General features: G+C 42.4%; 20 protein-coding genes and 1 riboswitch. Of the genes, 11 read left to right on the top strand and 9 right to left on the bottom strand.

Going from position 1 to position 22,273, the window contains the following annotated elements; all coding sequences use genetic code 11:
• Window positions 1–189 precede the first annotated feature (189 nt).
• The 6 genes from FJ709_RS08435 to FJ709_RS08410 all read left to right on the top strand — a co-directional run bounded on the left by FJ709_RS08435 (window position 190) and on the right by FJ709_RS08410 (window position 8,216).
• Window positions 190–1,566, top strand: coding sequence for an L-serine ammonia-lyase (locus tag FJ709_RS08435; RefSeq protein ID WP_226415418.1), 1,377 nt, complete (start codon window positions 190–192; stop codon window positions 1,564–1,566).
• A gap of 154 nt (window positions 1,567–1,720) precedes the next feature.
• Entirely contained in the window at window positions 1,721–2,467 is a 747-nt protein-coding gene (locus FJ709_RS08430; RefSeq protein ID WP_226415416.1) for an HAD-IIA family hydrolase, read from the top strand.
• A 154-nt stretch (window positions 2,468–2,621) separates the two neighbouring features.
• Window positions 2,622–4,298 carry a M28 family metallopeptidase gene (locus FJ709_RS08425; protein ID WP_226415414.1) on the top strand — a complete coding sequence of 559 codons (1,677 nt, stop codon included), beginning with the start codon at window positions 2,622–2,624 and terminating at the stop codon, window positions 4,296–4,298.
• A gap of 353 nt (window positions 4,299–4,651) precedes the next feature.
• Window positions 4,652–6,319 (top strand): asparagine synthase B, encoded by a 1,668-nt coding sequence (gene asnB / locus FJ709_RS08420; protein WP_226415412.1) that lies wholly within the window; start codon window positions 4,652–4,654, stop codon window positions 6,317–6,319.
• Between the two features lie 372 nt (window positions 6,320–6,691).
• Window positions 6,692–7,096: a DUF1801 domain-containing protein gene (locus FJ709_RS08415; protein WP_226415410.1), complete on the top strand. Its 405-nt coding sequence runs from the start codon at window positions 6,692–6,694 to the stop codon at window positions 7,094–7,096.
• Window positions 7,097–7,292: 196 nt separating this feature from the next.
• Window positions 7,293–8,216, top strand: coding sequence for a LysR family transcriptional regulator (locus FJ709_RS08410; protein WP_226415408.1), 924 nt, complete (start codon window positions 7,293–7,295; stop codon window positions 8,214–8,216).
• Here FJ709_RS08410 and FJ709_RS08405 read toward each other — a convergent pair.
• The 8 genes from FJ709_RS08405 to thiC all read right to left on the bottom strand — a co-directional run bounded on the left by FJ709_RS08405 (window position 8,192) and on the right by thiC (window position 17,196).
• Window positions 8,192–9,730, bottom strand: a complete 1,539-nt coding sequence (locus tag FJ709_RS08405) for a putative metalloprotease CJM1_0395 family protein (RefSeq protein ID WP_226415406.1) — start codon at window positions 9,728–9,730, stop codon at window positions 8,192–8,194. The two genes, FJ709_RS08410 and FJ709_RS08405, sit on opposite strands and share 25 nt — an antisense overlap.
• A 73-nt stretch (window positions 9,731–9,803) precedes the next feature.
• Window positions 9,804–10,085 (bottom strand): chemotaxis protein, encoded by a 282-nt coding sequence (locus FJ709_RS08400; protein WP_226415404.1) that lies wholly within the window; start codon window positions 10,083–10,085, stop codon window positions 9,804–9,806.
• Window positions 10,086–10,168: 83 nt separating this feature from the next.
• Window positions 10,169–11,281: a 2-iminoacetate synthase ThiH gene (thiH, locus tag FJ709_RS08395; RefSeq protein ID WP_226415402.1), complete on the bottom strand. Its 1,113-nt coding sequence runs from the start codon at window positions 11,279–11,281 to the stop codon at window positions 10,169–10,171.
• Window positions 11,281–12,057 (bottom strand): thiazole synthase, encoded by a 777-nt coding sequence (locus FJ709_RS08390; RefSeq protein WP_226415400.1) that lies wholly within the window; start codon window positions 12,055–12,057, stop codon window positions 11,281–11,283. Before FJ709_RS08390 ends, thiH begins: the two co-directional genes overlap by 1 nt.
• Before the next feature lies 1 nt (window position 12,058).
• On the bottom strand, window positions 12,059–12,262 hold the full coding sequence (thiS, locus tag FJ709_RS08385) for a sulfur carrier protein ThiS (RefSeq protein ID WP_226415398.1): 204 nt from the start codon (window positions 12,260–12,262) through the stop codon (window positions 12,059–12,061).
• Between the two features lie 94 nt (window positions 12,263–12,356).
• Window positions 12,357–13,172 (bottom strand): HesA/MoeB/ThiF family protein, encoded by an 816-nt coding sequence (locus FJ709_RS08380; RefSeq protein WP_226415396.1) that lies wholly within the window; start codon window positions 13,170–13,172, stop codon window positions 12,357–12,359.
• Complete coding sequence (locus tag FJ709_RS08375; RefSeq protein ID WP_226415394.1) at window positions 13,169–15,199, bottom strand: bifunctional hydroxymethylpyrimidine kinase/phosphomethylpyrimidine kinase; 2,031 nt, start codon at window positions 15,197–15,199, stop codon at window positions 13,169–13,171. The genes FJ709_RS08380 and FJ709_RS08375 overlap by 4 nt, the downstream gene beginning before the upstream one ends.
• Window positions 15,199–17,196 carry a phosphomethylpyrimidine synthase ThiC gene (thiC, locus tag FJ709_RS08370; RefSeq protein ID WP_226415392.1) on the bottom strand — a complete coding sequence of 666 codons (1,998 nt, stop codon included), beginning with the start codon at window positions 17,194–17,196 and terminating at the stop codon, window positions 15,199–15,201. The genes FJ709_RS08375 and thiC overlap by 1 nt, the downstream gene beginning before the upstream one ends.
• Before the next feature lie 188 nt (window positions 17,197–17,384).
• Window positions 17,385–17,485, bottom strand: a riboswitch (TPP riboswitch).
• Window positions 17,486–17,687: 202 nt separating this feature from the next.
• Between thiC and kdnA the strand changes: the two genes are divergently transcribed.
• The 5 genes from kdnA to FJ709_RS08345 all read left to right on the top strand — a co-directional run bounded on the left by kdnA (window position 17,688) and on the right by FJ709_RS08345 (window position 21,764).
• On the top strand, window positions 17,688–18,872 hold the full coding sequence (gene kdnA / locus FJ709_RS08365; RefSeq protein WP_226415390.1) for an 8-amino-3,8-dideoxy-alpha-D-manno-octulosonate transaminase KdnA: 1,185 nt from the start codon (window positions 17,688–17,690) through the stop codon (window positions 18,870–18,872).
• Between the two features lie 75 nt (window positions 18,873–18,947).
• Window positions 18,948–20,018 (top strand): 3-deoxy-alpha-D-manno-octulosonate 8-oxidase KdnB, encoded by a 1,071-nt coding sequence (gene kdnB / locus FJ709_RS08360; protein WP_226415388.1) that lies wholly within the window; start codon window positions 18,948–18,950, stop codon window positions 20,016–20,018.
• Between the two features lie 71 nt (window positions 20,019–20,089).
• The gene (gene kdsB / locus FJ709_RS08355) at window positions 20,090–20,827 is read left to right on the top strand and encodes an 8-amino-3,8-dideoxy-manno-octulosonate cytidylyltransferase KdsB (protein ID WP_226415386.1); all 738 of its coding nucleotides are present in this window, start codon (window positions 20,090–20,092) and stop codon (window positions 20,825–20,827) included.
• Between the two features lie 20 nt (window positions 20,828–20,847).
• Window positions 20,848–21,105: a DUF2897 family protein gene (locus tag FJ709_RS08350; RefSeq protein WP_226415383.1), complete on the top strand. Its 258-nt coding sequence runs from the start codon at window positions 20,848–20,850 to the stop codon at window positions 21,103–21,105.
• A 173-nt stretch (window positions 21,106–21,278) separates the two neighbouring features.
• The gene (locus FJ709_RS08345) at window positions 21,279–21,764 is read left to right on the top strand and encodes an acyl-CoA thioesterase (RefSeq protein WP_404830023.1); all 486 of its coding nucleotides are present in this window, start codon (window positions 21,279–21,281) and stop codon (window positions 21,762–21,764) included.
• A gap of 96 nt (window positions 21,765–21,860) precedes the next feature.
• Here FJ709_RS08345 and FJ709_RS08340 read toward each other — a convergent pair whose 3' ends face one another.
• A complete protein-coding gene (locus FJ709_RS08340) occupies window positions 21,861–22,214 on the bottom strand; it encodes a YkgJ family cysteine cluster protein (protein ID WP_226415381.1) in 354 nt (117 codons plus the stop codon).
• Window positions 22,215–22,273: the final 59 nt, after the last annotated feature.

Below are 22,273 nucleotides of genomic sequence, written 5' to 3'. Positions count from 1 at the left end.
TTGTTATCTAAGTTGCGAAACAGATCACGTCACACTCAACTATAGTGAATCAGCTATAATTAAGTCACTTCGACTATAGTGACTTTTACTATATTGATGTGAACGATCGTGACGTGATGATTTTAATAGCGCGATGATAATACTCTCAAATAACTAAAACAATAAACGACCACATAAAGGCTAAAAATTATGATTAGCGTATTTGACATGTTTAAAATCGGTATTGGCCCGTCTAGCTCCCATACCGTAGGCCCAATGAAAGCCGGCAAAATCTTTATGCAGAACTTAATAGACCAAGATTTGCTATCGGGTATTGATGAATTGCAGTCAGAATTGTTTGGCTCATTAGGCCAAACAGGTAAAGGCCACGGTACAGGCAAAGCGGTGATTTTGGGGTTAATGGGCGAAGACCCAGAAACCGTTGATACCGACGCGATTGACGGCATTTTAGAAGCCGTATCGAACGATCAAAAGCTTAAACTAGCTGATGGTAGATTTGTTAAATTTACCCGTGAAAATGGCGTAACTTACCATCGCCGTAAAACGCTACCAGCCCATGCAAACGCGATGACTTTATATGCGTTAACCCAAGGCGAAATCACTTATCAGCGTACTTACTATTCCGTAGGTGGCGGTTTTATTCTTGATGAAGATGAAATCACCCAACGCAATGCATCACCCGCAACGCCTATAAAAGAAGCCCCATATGACTTTAACAGCGCAGCGCAATTATTAGAATTATGTTGTGAAAACGGCTTAAGCATTTCATCTTTAATGATGTATAACGAGCTCAGTATTGCCAGTGAAGAAGAAATTAAACAAGGTTTATGGAAAATTTGGCAAACCATGAAAACCTGTGTTGACCGTGGATATCAAAAAGAAGGCATATTACCTGGTGGCCTTAAACTTCGCCGCCGTGCGCCCTCTTTATACCGTCGACTCAAAGCTGAGGGGCGCAATAACACAGATCCGTTAACCGCAATGGACTGGGTAGATTTATTCGCCTTATCGGTAAACGAGCAAAATGCAGCAGGCGATCGCGTAGTGACCGCGCCAACAAATGGCGCTGCTGGTATTATTCCTGCGGTACTGTGCTACTACGACATGTTTGTGCAAGAAGTCGATATAGACGTGTGTAGTCGATATTTATTAACCGCTGCTGCTATTGGTATTTTGTATAAGAAAAATGCCTCTATTTCAGGTGCAGAAGTGGGTTGTCAGGGCGAAGTCGGCGTAGCGTGTTCTATGGCGGCTGGCGCACTGACTGAAATTATGGGCGGCACAGTAGAACATGTTGAAAACGCGGCTGAAATTGGCATGGAACATAACCTAGGCTTAACCTGTGACCCTGTTGGCGGCCTGGTACAAGTGCCGTGTATTGAACGTAATGCCATGGGCGCCGTTAAAGCGATTAATGCCTCACGTATGGCGTTACGTGGTGATGGTAACCATAAGGTGTCACTAGATAAAGTGATTAAAACCATGATGGATACCGGTCGTGACATGCGCAGTAAATACAAAGAAACCGCCAAAGGTGGTTTAGCGGTCAATATTGTCGAGTGTTAATGACTTTTAGCTAGACTGCTGAGTTTTTACGTCAAATCAATGCCAACCTACTGAGGTTGGCATTTTCATTTAAAACACATTGTTTTTACCGAGTATTTAGCGTTATATAAAGTATAGAACAACGCATTTTAGCTAAAAAGATGAGATTGAATTGATGAAGAATATTATCTGCGATATTGATGGCGTATTACTGCACGATAACAAGTTAATCCCCGGCAGTGATAAGTTTATTCATCGCATTATTGAACAAGGTAACCCACTGGTATTACTGACTAACTACCCAGTGCAAACCGGTAAAGACTTACAAAATCGTCTTGGTGCTGCCGGCATTAATGTGCCCGAAACCTGCTTTTATACCTCAGCCATGGCTACCGCTGATTTTTTAAAGCACCAACAAGGCACTAAAGCCTTTGTGATTGGCGAAGGCGCCCTCACCCATGAATTATATAACGCAGGTTTTACCATCACTGACATTAATCCAGACTTTGTAATTATTGGCGAAACCCGCTCGTACAACTGGGAAATGATCCATAAAGCCGCGCGCTTTGTTGCTGGCGGTGCACGCTTTATTGCCACCAATCCTGATACCCATGGGCCACAATTTAGTCCAGCCTGTGGTGCACTATGCGCCCCCATTGAGCGCATTACCGGCAAAATGCCATTTTATATTGGTAAACCTTCAAGTTGGATCATTCGCTCTGCCCTCAATCATATTCAGGGCCACTCTGAAAATACCGTGATCATCGGCGATAATATGCGTACCGATATTTTGGCAGGATTCCAAGCAGGTCTAGAAACCATTCTGGTCACCAGTGGTGTTAGCCAGATGGGCGATATAGATAAAGAACCGTTCAGACCCAATCATGTATTCGCCTGTGCCGGCGATATTGACGTAGTCTAGGCTTTAAGTGCCTAGCTAATTTGGCTAATTAAACGTTAGCAAGAACGACTAGATTTACATTAGGTAACACATTATCAAGCCAGTACGCTTTTATAAGATGCTGGCTTGCTTCATTATAATCTGCAAGATGTTAAAGCTAATAATTGGAATACTGATGAAGCATTTATTTCCCCTTTGCGCGATTGCGCTGTTAGTGAGCGCCTGTAATGGCGACACTAAAGATAACTCGCAAGTATCACCGGCTAGCAATGATGTTCTAGCCAGTTCAACAACGGCATTAGTGACGTTTGACGAACAACGTTTTCGTCAAGATATAAAAGTACTGTCTTCTGATGAATTTGAAGGCAGAGCACCGACCACTAAAGGCGAGAAACTGACCTTAGACTATTTAACTAAACAGTTTACCAACATGGGATTAACCGGCGCCAACCAAGGTAGCTTTTTACAAGCTGTGCCTATGGTGACCTACACCCCAAGTGAGCAGCAAACGATTACCTTGGCCGATTTGCCAATGCAGTATCGCAAAGACATAGTACTAAGTAGCCGTCACGCTAACGAGCAAATCACTATCGACAAAGCGCCATTGGTATTTGTGGGATACGGTATTAATGCACCTGAATCACAATGGAATGATTACAGCGGCATCGATATGACAGGCAAAATAGCGGTTATTTTGGTGAATGACCCAGGTTTTGCGAATCCTGAAGGGACGAAGTTTAATGGCTTAGCCATGACCTACTATGGTCGTTGGAGTTATAAATTTGAAGAAGCCAGTCGCCAGGGCGCATTAGGTGCCATTATCATTCACGACACTAAACCCGCTTCTTATCCCTGGTCTGTGGTAGAAAATAGCTGGACAGGCCCTCAACAGGATTTAGTACTCGATACAGACGAAACTAATAATCGCATTCAAGTAGAAGGCTGGATGACCTTAGATGCGGCCAATCAACTCTTTACTAAATCAGGCTTTTCATTACCAACCTTAATGGAACGTGCCGCTGATGAGCCTGTCAATGTTGAACTTGCCCAAACCGCGTCGATTAAGTTTGCCAATAAAGCCAAATATGCCGACAGTTATAATATTGTCGCTACCATAAAAGGTACTAGTCAGGCTGATGAACAGTTATTGTTTACTGCACATTGGGATCACATAGGCAAAGATGAAACTAAAGAAGGCGATCAAATCTATAACGGTGCCCTAGATAATGCGTCGGGTACTGCGGGTATTATGGAAATTGCCCGTCAGTTTGCGGTGCAAGCAAAACAAGGCAATGGTTTAAAACGTTCATTAACCTTTGTAGCAACAACGGGTGAAGAGCAAGGTTTATTAGGCTCGCGCTTTTATGCGGCAAATCCAATTTATCCACTGGATAAAACCGTTGCCGTATTTAACCTAGACAGCACCAATGTGTATGGCAAAACTAAAGATTACACTATAGTTGGTAAGGGTCAGTCTGAATTAGAAAACTACCTTGCCGATGCAGCAAAACTGCAAAACCGTGAAGTTAAGTCAGAACGTAACCCTGCATCAGGCGGCTTTTTCCGCTCAGATCACTTCAGCTTTGCTAAATACGGCGTACCAGCAGTATTTGCTGGTGGCGGCAGTGACCCACTTGATGATGCAACCGCAGCCTATAAAACTGAAATGGAAAAAACCATGAAAGGCTGTTATCACAATGTGTGCGATCATTATCATGCGTCATGGGATTTATCGGGCGCATTACAAGATTTACAGGTGTATTACCAAGCGGCAGAGACCCTAGGCAACAACCAAGATTGGCCAGGTTACCTAGCTGGCTCAGAGTTTAATAGCTTACGTCCAGCCAAGTAATCATTTGCAAAATTGATGAAGAGCCTATTAATTAATAGGCTCTTTTTTTAAGCCGACCTCAAACCTTGATACAAAATTGGGTAAAAAAATCAATTTTTATCACTTAATAATCTTCAGCAATATCATTAACAATTCCTCAAAAATGGCGCACCTTAGCCGCTAAAATCAAAGATTCATCAATAGATATTGAATTTTTATAAATAATCCTCAAAACAAACTCAACTAGATAGCTACATAATCATTAAAATAGCCAATTTAATGAGCTTTAATCAAAAATAAGACTTGGCTAGTGAATAAAATGCTGTCAAAGTACCAAACAGATAAAGATTAAATAATGTTGTTGGAGTCGTATTATGTGTTCAATATTCTCAATTTTAGATATCAAATCAGATGCAAGTGAACTTCGCCAAGTGGCACTTGAAATGTCAAAGCTGTTACGTCACCGTGGCCCGGACTGGTCAGGCATTTATGCAGATGAACATGCGATTCTTGCCCACGAGCGTTTAGCGATTGTTGATGTTGACCATGGTGCCCAGCCGCTTATTAGCCAGGATGGCAACATCATATTAGCCGTCAATGGTGAAATTTATAACCACAAGCAACTTAAAGCTGATTTAGGTGATAAATATCAATACCAAACCAACTCTGACTGTGAAGTGATTTTATCTTTATACCAGGAATACGGTTGTGACTTTTTAGATAAACTTAACGGCATCTTTGCGTTTGTCTTGTATGACAAAGCCAAGCAAACTTATTTAATCGGCCGTGATCACATGGGTATTATCCCGCTTTACACTGGCTTTGATACTGCGGGTAACTTCTACATAGCCTCAGAAATGAAAGCACTTATGCCTGTGTGTAAAACCGTGGCAGAGTTTTTACCAGGCCAGTACTTATATTCAGCCGATGGTCAACCAACGCAATATTATGTCCGTGACTGGATGGAATATGATGCGGTAAAAGATAACCCAGCCAGTATTGATGAGTTACGTGAGGCCTTAGAAGCGGCGGTTAAACGTCAATTAATGTCAGACGTACCTTACGGCGTATTGTTATCTGGTGGCTTAGATTCATCGGTTGTGTCAGCGATTACCCAAACCTATGCAAAACATCGTATTGAAAACGATGGTGAAACTGGCGCCTGGTGGCCACAGCTTCACTCATTTGCGGTTGGCTTAGCGGAATCACCCGATTTAGTCGCAGCGCAAAAAGTGGCCGATGCCATTGGCACCATTCATCACCCGATTGTGTATACATTCCAAGAAGGGTTAGATGCTATTAAAGAAGTGATTTATCACTTAGAAACATACGATGTCACCACAATTCGCTCAGCGACGCCTATGTATCTAATGGCACGAAAAATTAAAGCCATGGGTATTAAAATGGTGTTGTCTGGTGAAGGTGCTGATGAATTATTTGGTGGTTACTTATACTTCCATAAAGCCCCTAACGCGCAGGCATTCCACGAAGAATTAGTGCGTAAGTTAGATAAACTGCATTTGTTTGATTGTCTTCGCGCCAACAAAGCGATGGCCGCCTGGGGACTTGAAGCCCGCGTGCCTTTCTTAGATAAAGAGTTTATGGATGTGGCAATGCGCATCAATCCAGAAGCGAAAATGTCTAAAGATGGTCGTATCGAGAAACACATTCTGCGTCAGGCATTTGAACACAAACTGCCAAAAGAAGTCGCGTGGCGCCAAAAAGAACAGTTCAGTGATGGCGTAGGCTACTCTTGGATTGATGGCTTGAAAGAACATGCGGGTAAACATGTTGATGATGTGCAATTGGCAAACGCAAAATTCCGTTTCCCTTACAACACACCAGAAACCAAAGAAGCTTATTTTTACCGTTGTTTCTTTGAAGAGTTCTACCCGTTACCAAGTGCAGCTGAAACCGTACCAGGTGGCAAATCAGTTGCCTGCTCTACCCCAGAAGCACTGGCTTGGGATGAAAGTTTGCGCGGCATTATCGACCCATCGGGACGCGCAGTGCGTAACGTACACGCCAGCAGCTACCAGTAATCTGCTATCTGGATTCTTGATTCTTGATTCTTGATTTGAACTTTAACAATGCCTAAACGCCCGCGACTTATGTCACGGGCGTTTTTTTATTTTGCTAGTTCATATCTGTTAGGTTGCTAATCGTTTAGTTCTTATTTCAAATACTGGAAGTAGCCTATGTGCAAACACTTCTGCTACACGCCGCAAGCACATCCATGTGGGCTCTACGCCAGTTTGAAAGTGATCATGATGATTACCATACGTTTACTTTGGTTCAACAGACGATAAGATGCTAACAGTGAAGTCAGGTTATTTTATAAACATCTTACCTTCGTAATTACAGCTTCTGTCAAATTAGTCATAACAATCATTATTTAAAGGGAGTGTCGGATCATGAAAATGGAAGTTCAACACAAATTTGAAAGCTACCCTGAAAAGATAAAGCCGTTATTAGTTCATCTGCGGCAGCTTATTTTAGATATTGCCAGTCAACATCATTTAGGCGAAGTTGAAGAAACGCTGAAATGGGGTGAACCGAGTTACGCGGTTAAAAATGGTAGCCCGATAAGAATTGACTGGAAACCTAAATACCCCGAGCAGTATTTTATTTTTTTCAACTGCAACACTAAACTGGTTGATACATTTAGAGAGCTGTATCCAGATGTTATTCAATATCAGGGGAATAGAGCCATAGTATTAAAGGTTAATTTTCCGCTTCCAACTAAAGTGATTCAACACTGCATAACGCTGTCACTGCAATACAAAAGTATCAAACATTTACCTTTGCTTGGGGCTTAGCTCAATTTTAACATTAGGCACTAACAAGCCATTCTACGCAAAAATTGTACAACTAAAGCATAACGATAAAGTGATGCCATACCCATAACAGATCTTAAAAGCGCCCTTGCGACTATGCTTTCCCCTGCAAAATGCTACTATCTGAATATTGGTTAACCCCATCCAACTACCTGAACTTGAAAATAAAGGCTTTTATATGAATCGTGCTAAATCAACCCTAGAGCAATGGCGAATTTTACAAGCTGTGGTTGATCATGGTGGCTATTCACAGGCGGCCGAACAACTCAATAAAAGCCAGTCATCACTAAATCATGCAGTAGCAAAATTACAGCATCAGTTAGGCATTCAGTTATTAGAAGTCAAAGGCCGCAAAGCCTATCTTACCGAGCAAGGTGAAGTACTACTGCGCCGATCTCGCCATCTGACACAGTCAGTAGATGAACTTGAACAGCTTGCCACCAACCTTGGCCAGGGGTGGGAGCCCAGTATCACCATAGCCAAAGAGATCATTTATCCTACTGAAAAGTTAGTCGATGCACTTGAAGCATTTATTCCCCTCAGCCGCGGTACCCGAGTGACAGTGCTTGATTCAGTAATATCCGGCACCCATGACTTAATTAACCAGCAAATGGTTAATATTGCCATTTGTGCCACTCCACCGCGTGCCCATTTAGCACAACCATTATGTGAATGTGATTTTGAATTAGTGTGTCATCCTAACCATCCATTGGCTCAGTTAGACAGTATTGAAGATGAAAAGCAGCTTGCGCAGCATTTGCAGATAGTGATTAAAGATACTGGGTCAAACTCAATCAATGATATTGGTTGGTTAAAAGCAGAGCAGCGTATTACTGTATCAAATTTTCATGAAGCCAAAGTTATTCTAGGCCGCCAGCTAGGATTTTGTTGGATACCCAACTTTTTGGTTGAAAATGATGTGAAGCAAGGTAAGTTACACAAACTGAAACTGCATGGCAGTTATCAGCGCAGAATAACCTTAAATTTAGTTGTGCCGAATAGAGACCGACAAGGCCCAGCATGTCGTTTACTAGAAAGTTTAATTTTATTGCAGCACGAAATCGAAACCAGTCAGCCTTATACTGAAAAAGCTAACGCCTGATCAGATTTATCATACATAAATGAATTGGTTGAGTATGTGTTGGGAGCCGCTTGATTTTGTAGGTAAGCTAAAGTTGCTAGTGGTACTTGAGGTGTTCGCGTATCTTGTGACTCAGCCATCTTTTGACTAAATCGACTTTTTGCATCTGCTGTTGCTGTATTGTTTTCAGCCAATGTGAAAGGCGCTAACTGTGACTGCTGAAATCCATTTTGTTGAGCATCAGCCTGCTTGTAGGTATTAGCTAATTCATTGATATGCTGAATATCTTCAGCGGGAATAATTTTTTCCTGACGCAATTCAGCCATTTCAGCTTTAGCTTGATTCATTTTTTGTACCGCTTCAGCTGCGACACGAATATCGGCACTAGATGGCTGATTAGGCGCCATTGCAGCGGCATATACCTTTTGCATTTTATTAAATGTCGCTTGTGGATCGCCAGAGACAGCACCCACATCAATTTGAACTTCACCATCAACCGCATAACGTTTACCATCGGGGCCTTTTTCATAAGAAAAAGAAGGACTTTGCGCAAACATTCCACCCACGGCTTTGTGGGCTTGTTCGTGGGTTTTTACCTCAATATCACGCCTTGATAATTCACTGATTATTTGTTGTTCGGCTTGGACAATTTTTTGTTGCTGCTGCTCAACTTGATCACTAGCCTGCTGTTGCTGTTGTTCTTGCGCTTGTTGCTGCTGTTTTTGTTGCTCAGCAGCAATGGCTTGTTCTGATGTTGAAGCTTGTTCTGCTTGACCGTTTACTTGAGCGTCTTGCTGACGATTATCGGTATCCTGATCAACCGCGCTCTGACTAACAGCACTTTGACTAAGCCCGGTATTCGCCTTACTTGGTGGTGTTTTATCTTCAAAAGGATTAATGCGCTCTTTTTCAACGTCTACATTAGGCTCGGTTTGTGTTTGCTGTTGAAACAACTGCTGATAATCGGTTTTGGTATTAGTCGGTTCTGTTTCACTAGGCTCTGTTTCGCTAGGTTCTGCTGTGGCAAAAATATTGACTGCTTGTATTGCATCAACACTAACAGCACTTGTTTGACTCACTTCAGGTTTAGCTATTTGTGCAGGATTAATAGCCGCAATATGACTTGCACCAGTGCGCAAATTAAACCCATTAGATGAAATAGTGCTGGGACTGTTAGTTGGGGTAACACTCGGGTTTTGATTAGCTGCAGCGCTACTGGTGTTGATCGGCGATACAGTAGCAAAACTTGCTGTTTTGACGGCAGCGGGAGATACCACAGGCGATACATTTTGGCTAACAGCTGCTGCCGTTGGGGTAACGGTTGATTTAGCAATTGGCTTAGCTGTTGTAAGTGCCACATTGGCCGCTAAACTTGTGCTTGAAGCCGCACTTGAAGACGGAATGGTTGATACCGAACTTATTGAAGCTAAATTTGCTGAAGCTAGGTTTGAAGCAGAAACAACGTCAACCTGCTTAGATTGACTCGTCGCAGGTTGAAAATTATTGCTTGGTAAGCTTGATTGACGAATGTCCATTTTTCATCACAAGTGAGATAAGTGGTGCTGTGGCGCTAAAGATTCATTAAACGCTCACCGCTCACTTAACTCATTAGGCCTCAATATTGATAATGCTGCCAACCGTTTCGGTAGCGGCTTCTATCACTTTAACTGAAGCTTCGCCTTGCTGTTCTGATTCAACGGCAGAGACTAATGCACTGGTTTTATCTGACTGTTCAACAGCTTGGCTACTTAATGTTACCGTATCCTGTTGAGCCGCAGGTGCTGTCGGCTTAGGATCGGGAGCTGCAACTGCGGTAGTTGCCTGCGCCAGACCTTGTTGAGAATTTTGTAAACCTTGAACGCCCGATGAATACGCGGATTGAATTTGCATAATACGTCCTCTGATAACCAATAAAACTTAACTCAGTATCGCTCATACTGGCTAAAATGTACAGTATTTAACCGTTTCGATTATCATTTTATCCAGCTATTTTCCCAATCTTTAAACACTGGATTAAAGCCCTTTTGTTGCATGGCTGCTATCACCTGTCCAACATTGCGCTGGTCGCTTATTTCAAACTGATCCAACTGACTATTTGGCTGCTGATAACCCCCTGGTTGGGTTGAACTGCCCGCACTGATATTGGTGATCCCAAGTGGCAATATGTTATCTCTAAATTCAGGGGTTTCACGGGTAGACAAACTAATATCAAGCTGATGATTAAACAGTCTAAATGCACAAATCATTTGCACTAAGCCTATATCGGTTAACACGACTTTAGGTTCAATTCCGCCGGTGCATGGCCGTAACCTTGGCAGTGAAATACTGTAGCGGGTTCGCCAATATTGTCGCTCAAGATAATCAAGATGATACCCCATTAATAACGCATCTATACGCCAGTCATCTAACCCTAACAGCACCCCTAATCCGATTTTATCCACCCCAGACTTAGCGACCCTGTCAGGAGTATCGAGACGATAATTAAAATCTTGTTTTTTACCGCGGGTATGATGTTTTGCATAAGTGTGCGCCCGATAGGTTTCTTGATAAACCATTACAGCATCTAACCCTTGGGAAACGAGACGACGGTATTCATCTGTTTCAAGCGGCTGTACTTCCATTGCCACATAACTAAAATGTTGCTTTATTTGTGGTAAAACATGAGCAAAATATTCAATACCAACTTTAGTTTCATGTTCACCGGAAACTAACAAAACAGAGTCAAATCCACGGGATTTAATGATGTCCACTTCAGCTAAAATCTCATCATCATTTAAGGTTTTACGTTTGATTTTATTACTCATGGTAAAACCACAGTAATCACATTCATTGGCGCACAAATTTGACAAATATAAGGGTAAGTACAACCCTAAGTTAGCCCCAAAACGCTGTCGAGTTAAACGAGCCGACTCCTGTGCCATTTGCTCAATATACGGCTGTGCAGCAGGCGATAACAGCGCCATTAAACTGTTTAGATTGCCACTAGCATGTTGCAATGCTCGCTCAACATCAGCAGCTGAACTGGCATACAGCTTCATTGATAAATCATCAATGTTGAGCTGGCTAAATGTTTCTGAGTAGCGCATTAGCCCACCATACTCGAGGTTAAAAACCCCGTTAACGGACTGGTATTATGGGCATTAGCACTAACTACACCCAGGCCTGCTTGATAAGCTTGTCGACCACTTTGGACTGCTTTTTTAAAACAATCGGCCATTAAAACAGGATTAGCGCTGCTGGCAATGGCAGTATTGACTAACACAGCATCAGCTCCCATCTCCATTGCACGGCATGCCTGTGAAGGTGCACCGATACCGGCATCAACAATCACTGGCACGCTTGATTGCTCAATAATTATTTTTAAAAAAGCTTCGGTGGCTAAGCCTTGATTACTGCCAATAGGGCTTCCCAGTGGCATAACTGCAGCGCAGCCAACTTCTTCTAAACGACGACATAACACAGGATCAGCATGGATATAGGGCAATACAATAAAGCCTCTCTCACATAGCGTTTGGGCAGCGATTAATGTCTCTATTGGATCGGGCATTAAGTATTTTGGATCAGGATGAATTTCTAGCTTAATCCATTTAGTGCCTAACATTTCAAAGGCTAGTTCGGCGGCAAAAATGGCTTCTTTAGCATTTCTGGCCCCTGCGGTATTAGGCAGTAGTTTTACCCCTAATTGCTGTAACGGACTCAGTAAATCATCTAAGCCGTTTTTAAAATCGATTCGCTTCATCGCTAGCGTCACTAACTGTGACTTTGACGCTTCGATAGAGGCCAACATAGTGGCCGAATTAGCAAACTTACCTGTACCAGTGAATAAGCGGGATTCAAATTGATGATCGGCTATCGTTAACATATTACCCTCCCGCTACGGCGGAAAAAAATTCAAGTTGATCATTAGCTTGGCATTGATATTGATGCCACTCGCTGCGTGGAATGATTTGCTGATTAACCACCAGCGCGACACTTCTAGGCTCTATCTGTTTTAGCACTAGCACTTGGGCTAATGAGGTATTGGGCTGAAGACGCTGTAGTTCTCCATTGATGTTGATTTCAATCATCACTGCACCTTAACTATTGTGTTTGTTACTGTTAGTGTTCAACAACCTTGCTCATCATTTAGGTCATCCACTTTTGCCATCACTGACAGATACGTTACTGGCAAACATGGCAATGCTTATCAATATTCATTTTGGCTTTTGACCAAGACAGCCTTTTAGCATCAAAACGATGTAAGACCCCGTACTCTATTGGCCGGCCAATCATCTGGTTCATACCTGCTAACGCCTGCATCGATGCCATAACCCCAACTGCTGGGCCTAACACCCCTGCTTGGCTACAATTTTGGCTTAAAATACTGTCGGACGGATAAACACAGTGATAACAACCGTGAGAGTTAATGCTTAATGCTTGCGTCTCAGATGAATTTGACTGAGGTAAATAGACGAACCATTGGCCTTGATCAGCAGAAATTGATGCACTTATCAGCGGCATTTTATATTCAATCGCGATCCGATTAACTAATTGCCGGGTAGTAAAATTGTCGCAGCAATCAAACAATACGGCTGATGAAAGGCCGCTAGCTAATGAAGATTTGGGTACAAGGCTGTCAAATAATGCCTGATAGTTACCAGGATTAATAAACACCTGATGGGCGCTTAAATCACAAACCACATTCCTTTGATGTAATTTTTTCATAGCAATACTGGCTTTATTACTCCCTATATCATTAGCATTAAACAATATTTGCCGAGGCAGGTTAGACAACTCGACATCATCACCATCAATAAGATGAATTATACTCACCCCAGATGCGGCTAAGTATTGCGCCACCAGCTGCCCTAAACCTCCAACGCCGACGATAATAGCGGTGGCATTCATCAAAGCTAACTGGCCTTTTTCTGACACATCAGTTAGTAGCATTTGTTTGGAGTACTGAATGTATTCATGATCATTTAAGCTAGTTTTCATATGCCCTCCAAATGCGTTTGGCTAGCGGTAATATCACTATCTTGGTATTGGGTTTGTCGATTAGGCGGAGTCGATCTAGTTTGAGAACTAGATCCCGTTTGCTGTGTTGGTTCTGTTTGAAATGACGACTCGGTTAACTGTTGCCATTGCTGACTCAAGTTTTTATAGGCAACAGCCGCATCTTTGGCCTGAGTTATTGCCCGCACCACTGCAACATCATCTACACCAGTTTCGGCAACCTCTTTTAAGCAATCACCATCAATTCCCCCAATAGCAACGGTGGGATAATGACCATTTAGTAACGACACATAACAGGCTAGTTTTGTTAACCCCTGTGGCTTGGATGGCATCTGTTTAGTTGTGGTGGCGAATATATGCCCTAGGGCGATATAGGATAGTTTTAACTGAGTCGCGAGTAGTATTTCAAAGTAACTATGGCTAGATAACCCAAGCGCGATATTATTTGCTGCAAGGGCCGATAAATCTGCAACTAAGGCATCTTCTTGACCTAAATGTACCCCAAATGCACCGTGCTTAAGTGCAAGTTGCCAGTGGTCATTAATAAACAATTGGGCATTAAAGTCTCGACCGAGCTGAATAGCACGTTGTATTTGTTGTTCTAACTGCTGTTGTTCTAACTGCTGTTGTTCTGACTGGTGTTGATCTAAAAGGTATTTAGCGGCAATAGGCGCTGAGGCTTTCGGTTCTGAACTTAACTGCCCTGAACCGTATTTTGCTAACCACATCGCTTTGTGCTGTTCATCAACAAAACTGTGCACCTTGTCATAGGACACTACTTGCATATCTTCCACATCTTGCTTAATCCGCAGTTGCACTGTTTTACAGCCCGCTTTCAATAGCTTCTCTAACATATCTACCGATGACACCACAGGATAAATACCTAGTGGTGTCGACAGTTTTGTGAAATTAATAGTAGCTGTTCTTAATAGCGAGTTATTAACTTGTTGATCAATTCCAAGGGATGGTTTTACCGCTAAAGCAACCTCCTTTGGCGCTGTATCGGTAGCTTTAACATCTACAGCTAACTGTAAAATATGTGGCATTAACTCAAGCGATGTTGGCCAACCGGTTCTGGCTAAACATCCAGGCCCTTGACCAAGCTTAATACTGTGTTTAAGACCGTTAGTGACATAGGCTTTAGCTAATACTATGGCATCGTGCTGCACAAAATCCTGTGCGATAAAACTGGCCATTGCAGATGACAAGGTGCAGCCACTGCCATGGTTGTTAACCGTATCCACGCGATCTGAGCTTAATATAAACACGCTGTTATTATGCTCGGCGCTGCCACCTTCAACATGATGGCAAATATAGACATCATGGGCTTTATCAGTTTGCCATGGCGCATCGCCACCTTTGGCGACAACAGCACACTCAAAATAATCACTCACCCGCTTGGCCATATTAACCATGCAATCAAGCGTCATATTTTGAGTATCAGTTAACTTATGCTGACCGCCACTATCATCTGTCACGTTAGTGTTTATCGCTTCAACAAGGCTGATTAACTCCATCTGGTTTGGGGTGATCATATTAATCACTCCTTTAAATGGACTAAAATCTAGCCTGTGCTGGTTAAGCTTATCACCACTGCTTGCGACCATTACAGGGTCAAGGATAACCGCTATGCTTGCCCTACCATCGAGCTCGTTATTAGTACTAGTGCTAAAATTTCGCAACCAATTAGCCAGCTGATTAAGCTGATGCTGATTGGCAAGCAAACCGATTTTAATCGCTTTAGGCGGCATGTCGGTGACTAACGTATTGAGCTGTGCCAGTAACATTTTTTCTGACACAGCCTCAACTAAACTCACCTGTACTGAGTTTTGGGCTGTAAGCGTGGTGATGACACTGCAACCATGGCATTGCAAGTCAGCAATAGTGGCTAAGTCGGCTTGAATACCGGCTCCGCCACCACTGTCTGATCCTGCAATAGTCCACACTATCGGCTTAAGCCCTGCTGACTTTTTAACTGCTGATTGGACAGATTGAATTACTGGCGCCATTACTCAGCAACCTCTGCCACCGATTTTTGATGATACAGATTTGAGCCTGTCGCTTTAAATTCCGCTGACTTTTGTGCCATTTTTGCAGCTATTGTGTCTTTTGACTGACTAGGCAGCAGATCACCTTGTGCTTGATAAGACTGATAATCAGCCGGCGAAATCACTTCAACATTTTGCAGCGCTTGTTTTTCAAGGTTGGCGGCATATTCACGCACGTCTTGAGTAATTTTCATCGAGCAAAATTTAGGCCCACACATGGAGCAAAAATGGGCGACTTTGGCCGACTCCTGCGGCAATGACTCATCGTGATAGGCTCTGGCTGTGTCAGGATCAAGCCCTAGGTTGTATTGATCTTCCCAGCGAAATTCAAAACGGGCCTTTGATAATGCGTTATCACGTACCTGTGCCCCAGGATGTCCTTTGGCGACATCAGCTGCATGCGCTGCTATCTTGTAAGCAATTAGCCCTTGTTTGACATCTTCTTTATTCGGTAAACCTAAATGCTCCTTGGGTGTGACATAACACAGCATAGCGACGCCATACCAGGCCATCATGGCCGCACCTATGCCAGAGGTAAAATGATCATAACCCGGTGCAATGTCCGTTGTTTGTGGCCCTAAGGTATAAAATGGCGCCTCATCACAAAGTTCTAGTTGTTTTTCCATATTGATTTTAATCAACTGCATTGGCACATGGCCAGGGCCTTCAATAATGGTTTGTACATCATATTCCCAGGCAATTTTAACCAGCTCGCCTAAGGTTTCTAATTCGGCAAATTGCGCCTCATCATTGGCATCGGCAATCGAGCCTGGACGCATACCATCACCGAGTGACAAGGACACATCATAGGCGGCACAAATCTCACAAATATCTCGAAAGTGCTCATACAAAAAGCTTTCTTTATGATGACTTAAACACCATTTTGCCATTATCGACCCACCACGAGACACCATGCCGGTTAAGCGTTTTGCCGTCATAGGGACATAGCGTAATAACACGCCAGCATGAATGGTAAAGTAATCTACGCCCTGCTCGGCTTGTTCAATCAAGGTATCTCTAAATACTTCCCAATTAAGATCTTCTGCCACGCCGTTTACTTTCTCTAGCGCTTGATAAATAGGGACTGTGCCAATAGGAACAGGTGAATTACGAATTATCCATTCGCGGGTTTCGTGAATATATCTGCCAGTCGATAAATCCATTACCGTGTCAGCGCCCCAACGTGTCGACCACACCAACTTCTCAACTTCTTCTTCAATCGATGATGTCACCGCTGAGTTACCAATATTGGCGTTCACTTTAACCAAAAAGTTACGCCCAATAATCATAGGCTCTGACTCTGGATGATTAATATTAAGCGGAATAATAGCGCGTCCTCTTGCCACTTCACTGCGGACAAATTCAGGAGTGATTAACTCACCAATCACAGCACCAAAAGCTTCACCCTTAGCTTTTTTTGTTAGCACAGGATCGCTAACCTCTTGCCTTGCCATATTCTCGCGAATGGCAATGTATTCCATTTCTGGGGTAATAATTCCTTGGCGAGCATAATGCATTTGCGTCACTCGCTTACCCACTTTAGCGCGGCGCGGTGGCACTAGCGCATCAAAGCGTAGATGGTCCAAACCATCGTCAGCTAAACGTTGTTGGGTAAAATGAGAGCTAGCACCATCAAGTGCTTCGGTATCGTCACGCTCTTCAATCCAAGTTTGACGAAGCTTGGCTAAACCCAAGCGCACATTAATTTCAGCATTGGGATCAGAATACGCACCAGCACAATCGTAAACCTTTAACGGAGGATTTTGCTCTGTAAGGGGATTGGTGTCATCACCACCCAAGATGGTATCGGTTTGATGAATTTGGCGCATGGCTACGTGTAAATCAGCGCGGCTACCTTGCAGATAAATTTTTTCAGAATTGGGGTGTTGTAATGGTTTTAAGTTATCAATAAAAGCTTGTGCGCTAGCACGGGTTTCGCGACGAGTTAAATTTGACATGAGCAACCTCGAATAAAATGAGAGAAAGTTGCTTGTCTGGAGGAAAATGTGTTGAGAGCGAGCAATGTCATTGACCCAATTCAAATAATGGTCAAATTCAATTGCTGTCAATAATCAAAGAGGTAAACACGGGTAAAACTAAGTGGATATGGTAAAACCACTTAAGTTTTACGCATGAATAATCACACAAGATTATTATGCTTGTTACCTACGCAGGTTTTAGCCTGATCAGGTTCAACGGATCCCGAATTAACGGTCTCAGCCTTTAAAGGCACTCCGACAAGATGTGCAGCAGTATAATCAGAAATAAGCCTTAATAACAAGATGTAATACCTGCATATATTTTCAAGATGTTATTTAACCTCCTAAGCTAAGCAATAAAGAAAAATGAATTATTTTTCAATAACTGTCGCAGTCTCCCCACTAACCTAGTTATAATTAGCGGGTTTATGTAAACGCAAAGATGCGTAGAATTTTAGGAGATAATTTCCATGCCAGGTTTTGAATTATTCGGTCCAGAAGAAAAGCAGGAAGTCGCTGACGTAATGGAGAACGGTTTTACCTTCCGTTACAACTTTGACCATATGCGAAATGATCGCTGGAAAACTCGCGACATGGAGCAATTACTCTGTGAGAAGATGAACGTTCAGCACGCTCATCTTGTATCAAGTGGTACTGCTGCACTTCAAACGGCTATGGCTGCTGCGGGTGTTGGCGCAGGTGATGAAGTTATTGTACCGCCGTTTACTTTTGTGGCTTCTGTAGAAGCGGTATTTATGGCTGGTGCCATCCCCATTTTTGCTGAAATTGATGAAACCTTGTGTTTATCGCCAGAAGGCATTGAGGCCGTTATTACCCCACGCACCAAAGCAGTAAATCTAGTGCAAATGTGTGGCTCTATGGCAAAAATGGATGAAATCAAAGCCGTCTGTAAGAAGCACAACTTGATTATTCTTGAAGATGCTTGCCAGGCCATAGGTGCAAGTTACAAAGGTCAAGCACTAGGCACTATCGGTGATGTCGGTTGTTACTCTTTTGACTCAGTTAAAACCATCACTTGTGGTGAAGGTGGCGCTATTGTCACTAACAATTCAGATATCTACAACCACAGCCATATGTTCTCTGATCATGGCCATGACCACGTTGGCAGTGACCGGGGCGCTGAAGGTCACCCAATAATGGGATTGAACTTCCGTATATCTGAAATGAACGCCGCGATGGGTTTAGCCCAGTTACGTAAGCTAGACAAAATTATTGCGATTCAACGTAAAAACAAAAAGACCATTAAAGATGCGATGGCACAAATTCCAGAAGTGACTTTCCGTGAACTACCTGATCCAGAAGGTGACTCAGCAGGTTTCTTAAGCTTCTTCTTACCAACAGAAGAGCGCACAATTGAGATAAACAAGAAACTTGCGGCAAACAAGGTCGATGGTTGTTTTTACTGGTATATCAACAACTGGCATTACCTCAAAAATTGGAAACATATTCAGGAGCTTAAAGCCCCTGCTGCGTTACCAATTATGTTAATTGCTGACCGCCCTGACTATACACAAATTAAAACACCAAAATCAGATGCCATTATGAGCCGTACGATTTCGATGTTAATTAAACTGTCTTGGACAGATGAGCAAATTGCAGAGCGTATTGAAAACATCAAACGTGCTTTTGCTTAAATAACTTATCTTCTATCACCTCATTTGAGGTGATAGTACTTTTTACAGTAAATATCTCAACTGGAGAGTGTTGTAATGAGTTTTAAAAATTTTAAATGTGTACCAAAAATGATTTTTGGTCGTGGCTCCTTCCTGCAATTGGACGTGGTATTAGAGCAAGAGCGCAAAGAAGCCGATGATTTTGTGGTATTTCTGGTTGACGACGTACATCAAGAAAAACCATTAGCAGGCCGAGTTCCCAACAAAAGCCAAGACTTAGTCATTTACGTTAACGTAGATGACGAACCAACAACGGTGCAAGTTGATGCATTAACAACACAAGTTAAAGCGTTTAACACTAAACAACCAGTCAGTGTTGTTGGTTTAGGCGGCGGCTCTACAATGGATTTAGCCAAAGCGGTATCGCTTATGCTGACTAACCCAGGTAGCTCATCTGAATACCAAGGTTGGGATTTAATTAAAAACCCTGCAATTCACCACATTGGTATTCCTACAGTATCCGGTACCGGCGCTGAAGCATCACGTACTGCGGTACTGTGTGGCCCTGTGCGTAAGTTAGGCTTAAATTCTGACTACACTGTGTTTGATCAAATCATTATGGATTCTGAGTTAATCGCAGGTGTTCCAACTGATCAATGGTTCTACACTGGTATGGATTGCTTCATTCACTGTGTTGAGTCTTTACAAGGGACATACCTCAACGAATTTGCTAAGGCCTTCGCTGAAAAATCGATGGATTTATGCCGCCAAGTTTACCTAGACGATCATCCAGAAAAAGATGACAAGCTAATGATGGCATCTTACATGGGCGGAATGAGCATTGCTTATAGCCAGGTGGGTGCATGTCACGCTGTATCTTACGGTTTAGGCTATGTATTAGGCTACCATCACGGTATTGGTAACTGTTTAGCATTTGATGTGCTTGAAGAGTTTTACCCAGAAGGTGTGAAAGAATTCCGTAAAATGATGGAAATTCATAACATCACATTACCGAAAAACATCTGTAAAGACTTACCAGACGAGACTATTGCTAAGATGGTTGCTGTCACTAAGAGCATGGGCCCATTATGGGACAATGTTTACGGTAAAGGCTGGGAAGAAAAAGTTACCGATGAAATGCTGACTAAGCTGTTCCGTCGTATATAATACGTCTAAGTCATTTTGTCATAAGGGCTCAGATGAGCCCTTTTGTTTACCATTAAAATAGGTTTTTATTAATGAATGTTACTCTATTAATTCCAGCTCGTTATGGTTCAAGCCGTTTTCCTGGAAAGCCATTAGCGCCGATTAATGGTAAACCGATGATCCAACACGTTTACGAACGTGCCTCATTAGCCAGAGGATTAGACAATATTTACGTTGCTACTGATGATGTCCGCATTAAAGATGCCGTTGAAGGTTTTGGTGGTAAAGTGGTTATGACTAGCGCTGATGCCGCATCGGGTACAGACCGTATTAATGATGCTATCAGCCAGTTAGGCTTAGCCGATGATGATTTAGTGATTAACCTACAGGGCGATCAACCCTTAATTGACCCTATTTCGATTGAACAAATCATTAGCTTATTTGAACGCCATCCTGGTGAATTTGAAATGGCGACCTTAGGGTTTGAAATCACCGATAAGAAAGAATTAGACGACCCAATGCACGTTAAAATGGTGTTCGATAATGACTTCAACGCATTGTATTTCTCACGCGCACGCATTCCGTTTGGCCGTGACACTAACGACTACCCTGTCTACAAACACTTAGGTGTTTATGCTTACACCCGTCGTTTTGTTAATGCCTTTGCCCAATTACCACTAGGTAAGTTAGAAGACCTAGAAAAATTAGAGCAACTGCGTGCATTAGAATACGGCTATAAAATAAAAATCGCGATTAGCGCATTCGATTCACCAGAAGTTGATACCCCTGATGATATTCGTAAATGTGAATTACGCTTAGCGGTTGATTAACTAAACCTTGGAGCATCATTATGGATTTATCAGGTTTTGAAGTGTGGATCATCATTGGGTTAGTACTTGGTGTGATTGCCAGTAATTTAGCCGTATTAAAGTACAGCGCTAAATTTAAAATGCCACATTTAGGTGATCACAAAGATAAAAGCATTGCTCCAGGTGAAAGCGCAGATAAAAATGCCGATGAACATCAGAATGACAATACAGGCGATAATGCTGGTATAAATAGTACTGATACAAGCAAAAAAGATAACCCATCAACAAAAGCAGATTAATGCTCACTGGCTGTTGTTAAATCTTTAAAACCAATGTTGTTACTCACATTTAAGGCTTCTCATTTTAATGAAATGAAGCCTTAAATGATTTTGAGTAATTGTTTTTAAATTAGGTTAATACCCTCTAAAAATTCAGTATTCAACCTTAGTTTCGCATAATCCTTAGGAGTAATATGCCCCTTACCGCCACTGATACCAGCTCAAACACAACCCATAAATCAAGTACAACAACGACAACAAATTCACCTAAAGCAAACCTAATGTCAGACGAAATGCTCACCCGCATTGACCAATCTGAAGCTCGCGTCATTAAAGCTATTTTTCCGTCTAACACCAATCATCACAACACTTTATTTGGTGGCGATGCATTAGCATGGATGGACGAAACCGCTTTCATTGCTGCGACTCGTTTTTGCAGAAAGTCTTTAGTTACTGTTAGCTCCGACAGAATTGATTTTAAAAAAGCCATTCCAGCAGGCAGTTTAGCCGAATTAGTCGCTAGGGTTATTCATGTGGGTAATACCTCGCTTAAAGTTGAAGTGAATATTTTCGTCGAAAATATGTATGACGACCATCGCGAACATGCGATTAGAGGTGTATTTACTTTTGTTGCAGTGGATGAACAACGCAATCCTACCAAGGTTTGGCCATTAGGCTAACGCACATAGCACTCCAATAATAGAAACATCAACTTTATCAATGACCACAAGGATGTCGGTCAAGTTAACGTCAGCTATTTTCCAACCACATCACATTTACACTAATACCTGGCGGGTATTTTTGATGAAATGATGAATTTGATTTTCAACTTTAATATCAATCATCTCTTGGGGACGACAGCTATTTGGGCATGGCATATTAGGTGTAGTACCAAATAACCGGCATATTAATGGTCTTTCATCGTAAACCGTACAACCATTTGGCCCTAAATGTACGCAGTTAAACTCATTTAATGCCGCGTCATGCTCAGCATCTGATTTCACTGGTAAACGTGACATTTCTTCTGAGGAGGTGGTGACAGGCCCGCAGCAATCGTGGCAACCTGGTTTACATTCAAACGTCGGAATACGATCGCGTAAATGGTCAACTATCTCTCGGTTATTATTCATAACGGCCTAATATTCTATAATTTGTCGTTATTATAGTGGCATACATACCACATTAGAAG

The sequence above is a fragment of the Shewanella glacialimarina genome (assembly GCF_020511155.1).
GTDB classification, from domain to species: Bacteria; Pseudomonadota; Gammaproteobacteria; order Enterobacterales; family Shewanellaceae; genus Shewanella; species Shewanella glacialimarina.
This window is presented reverse-complemented; position numbering and strand designations above follow the sequence as displayed.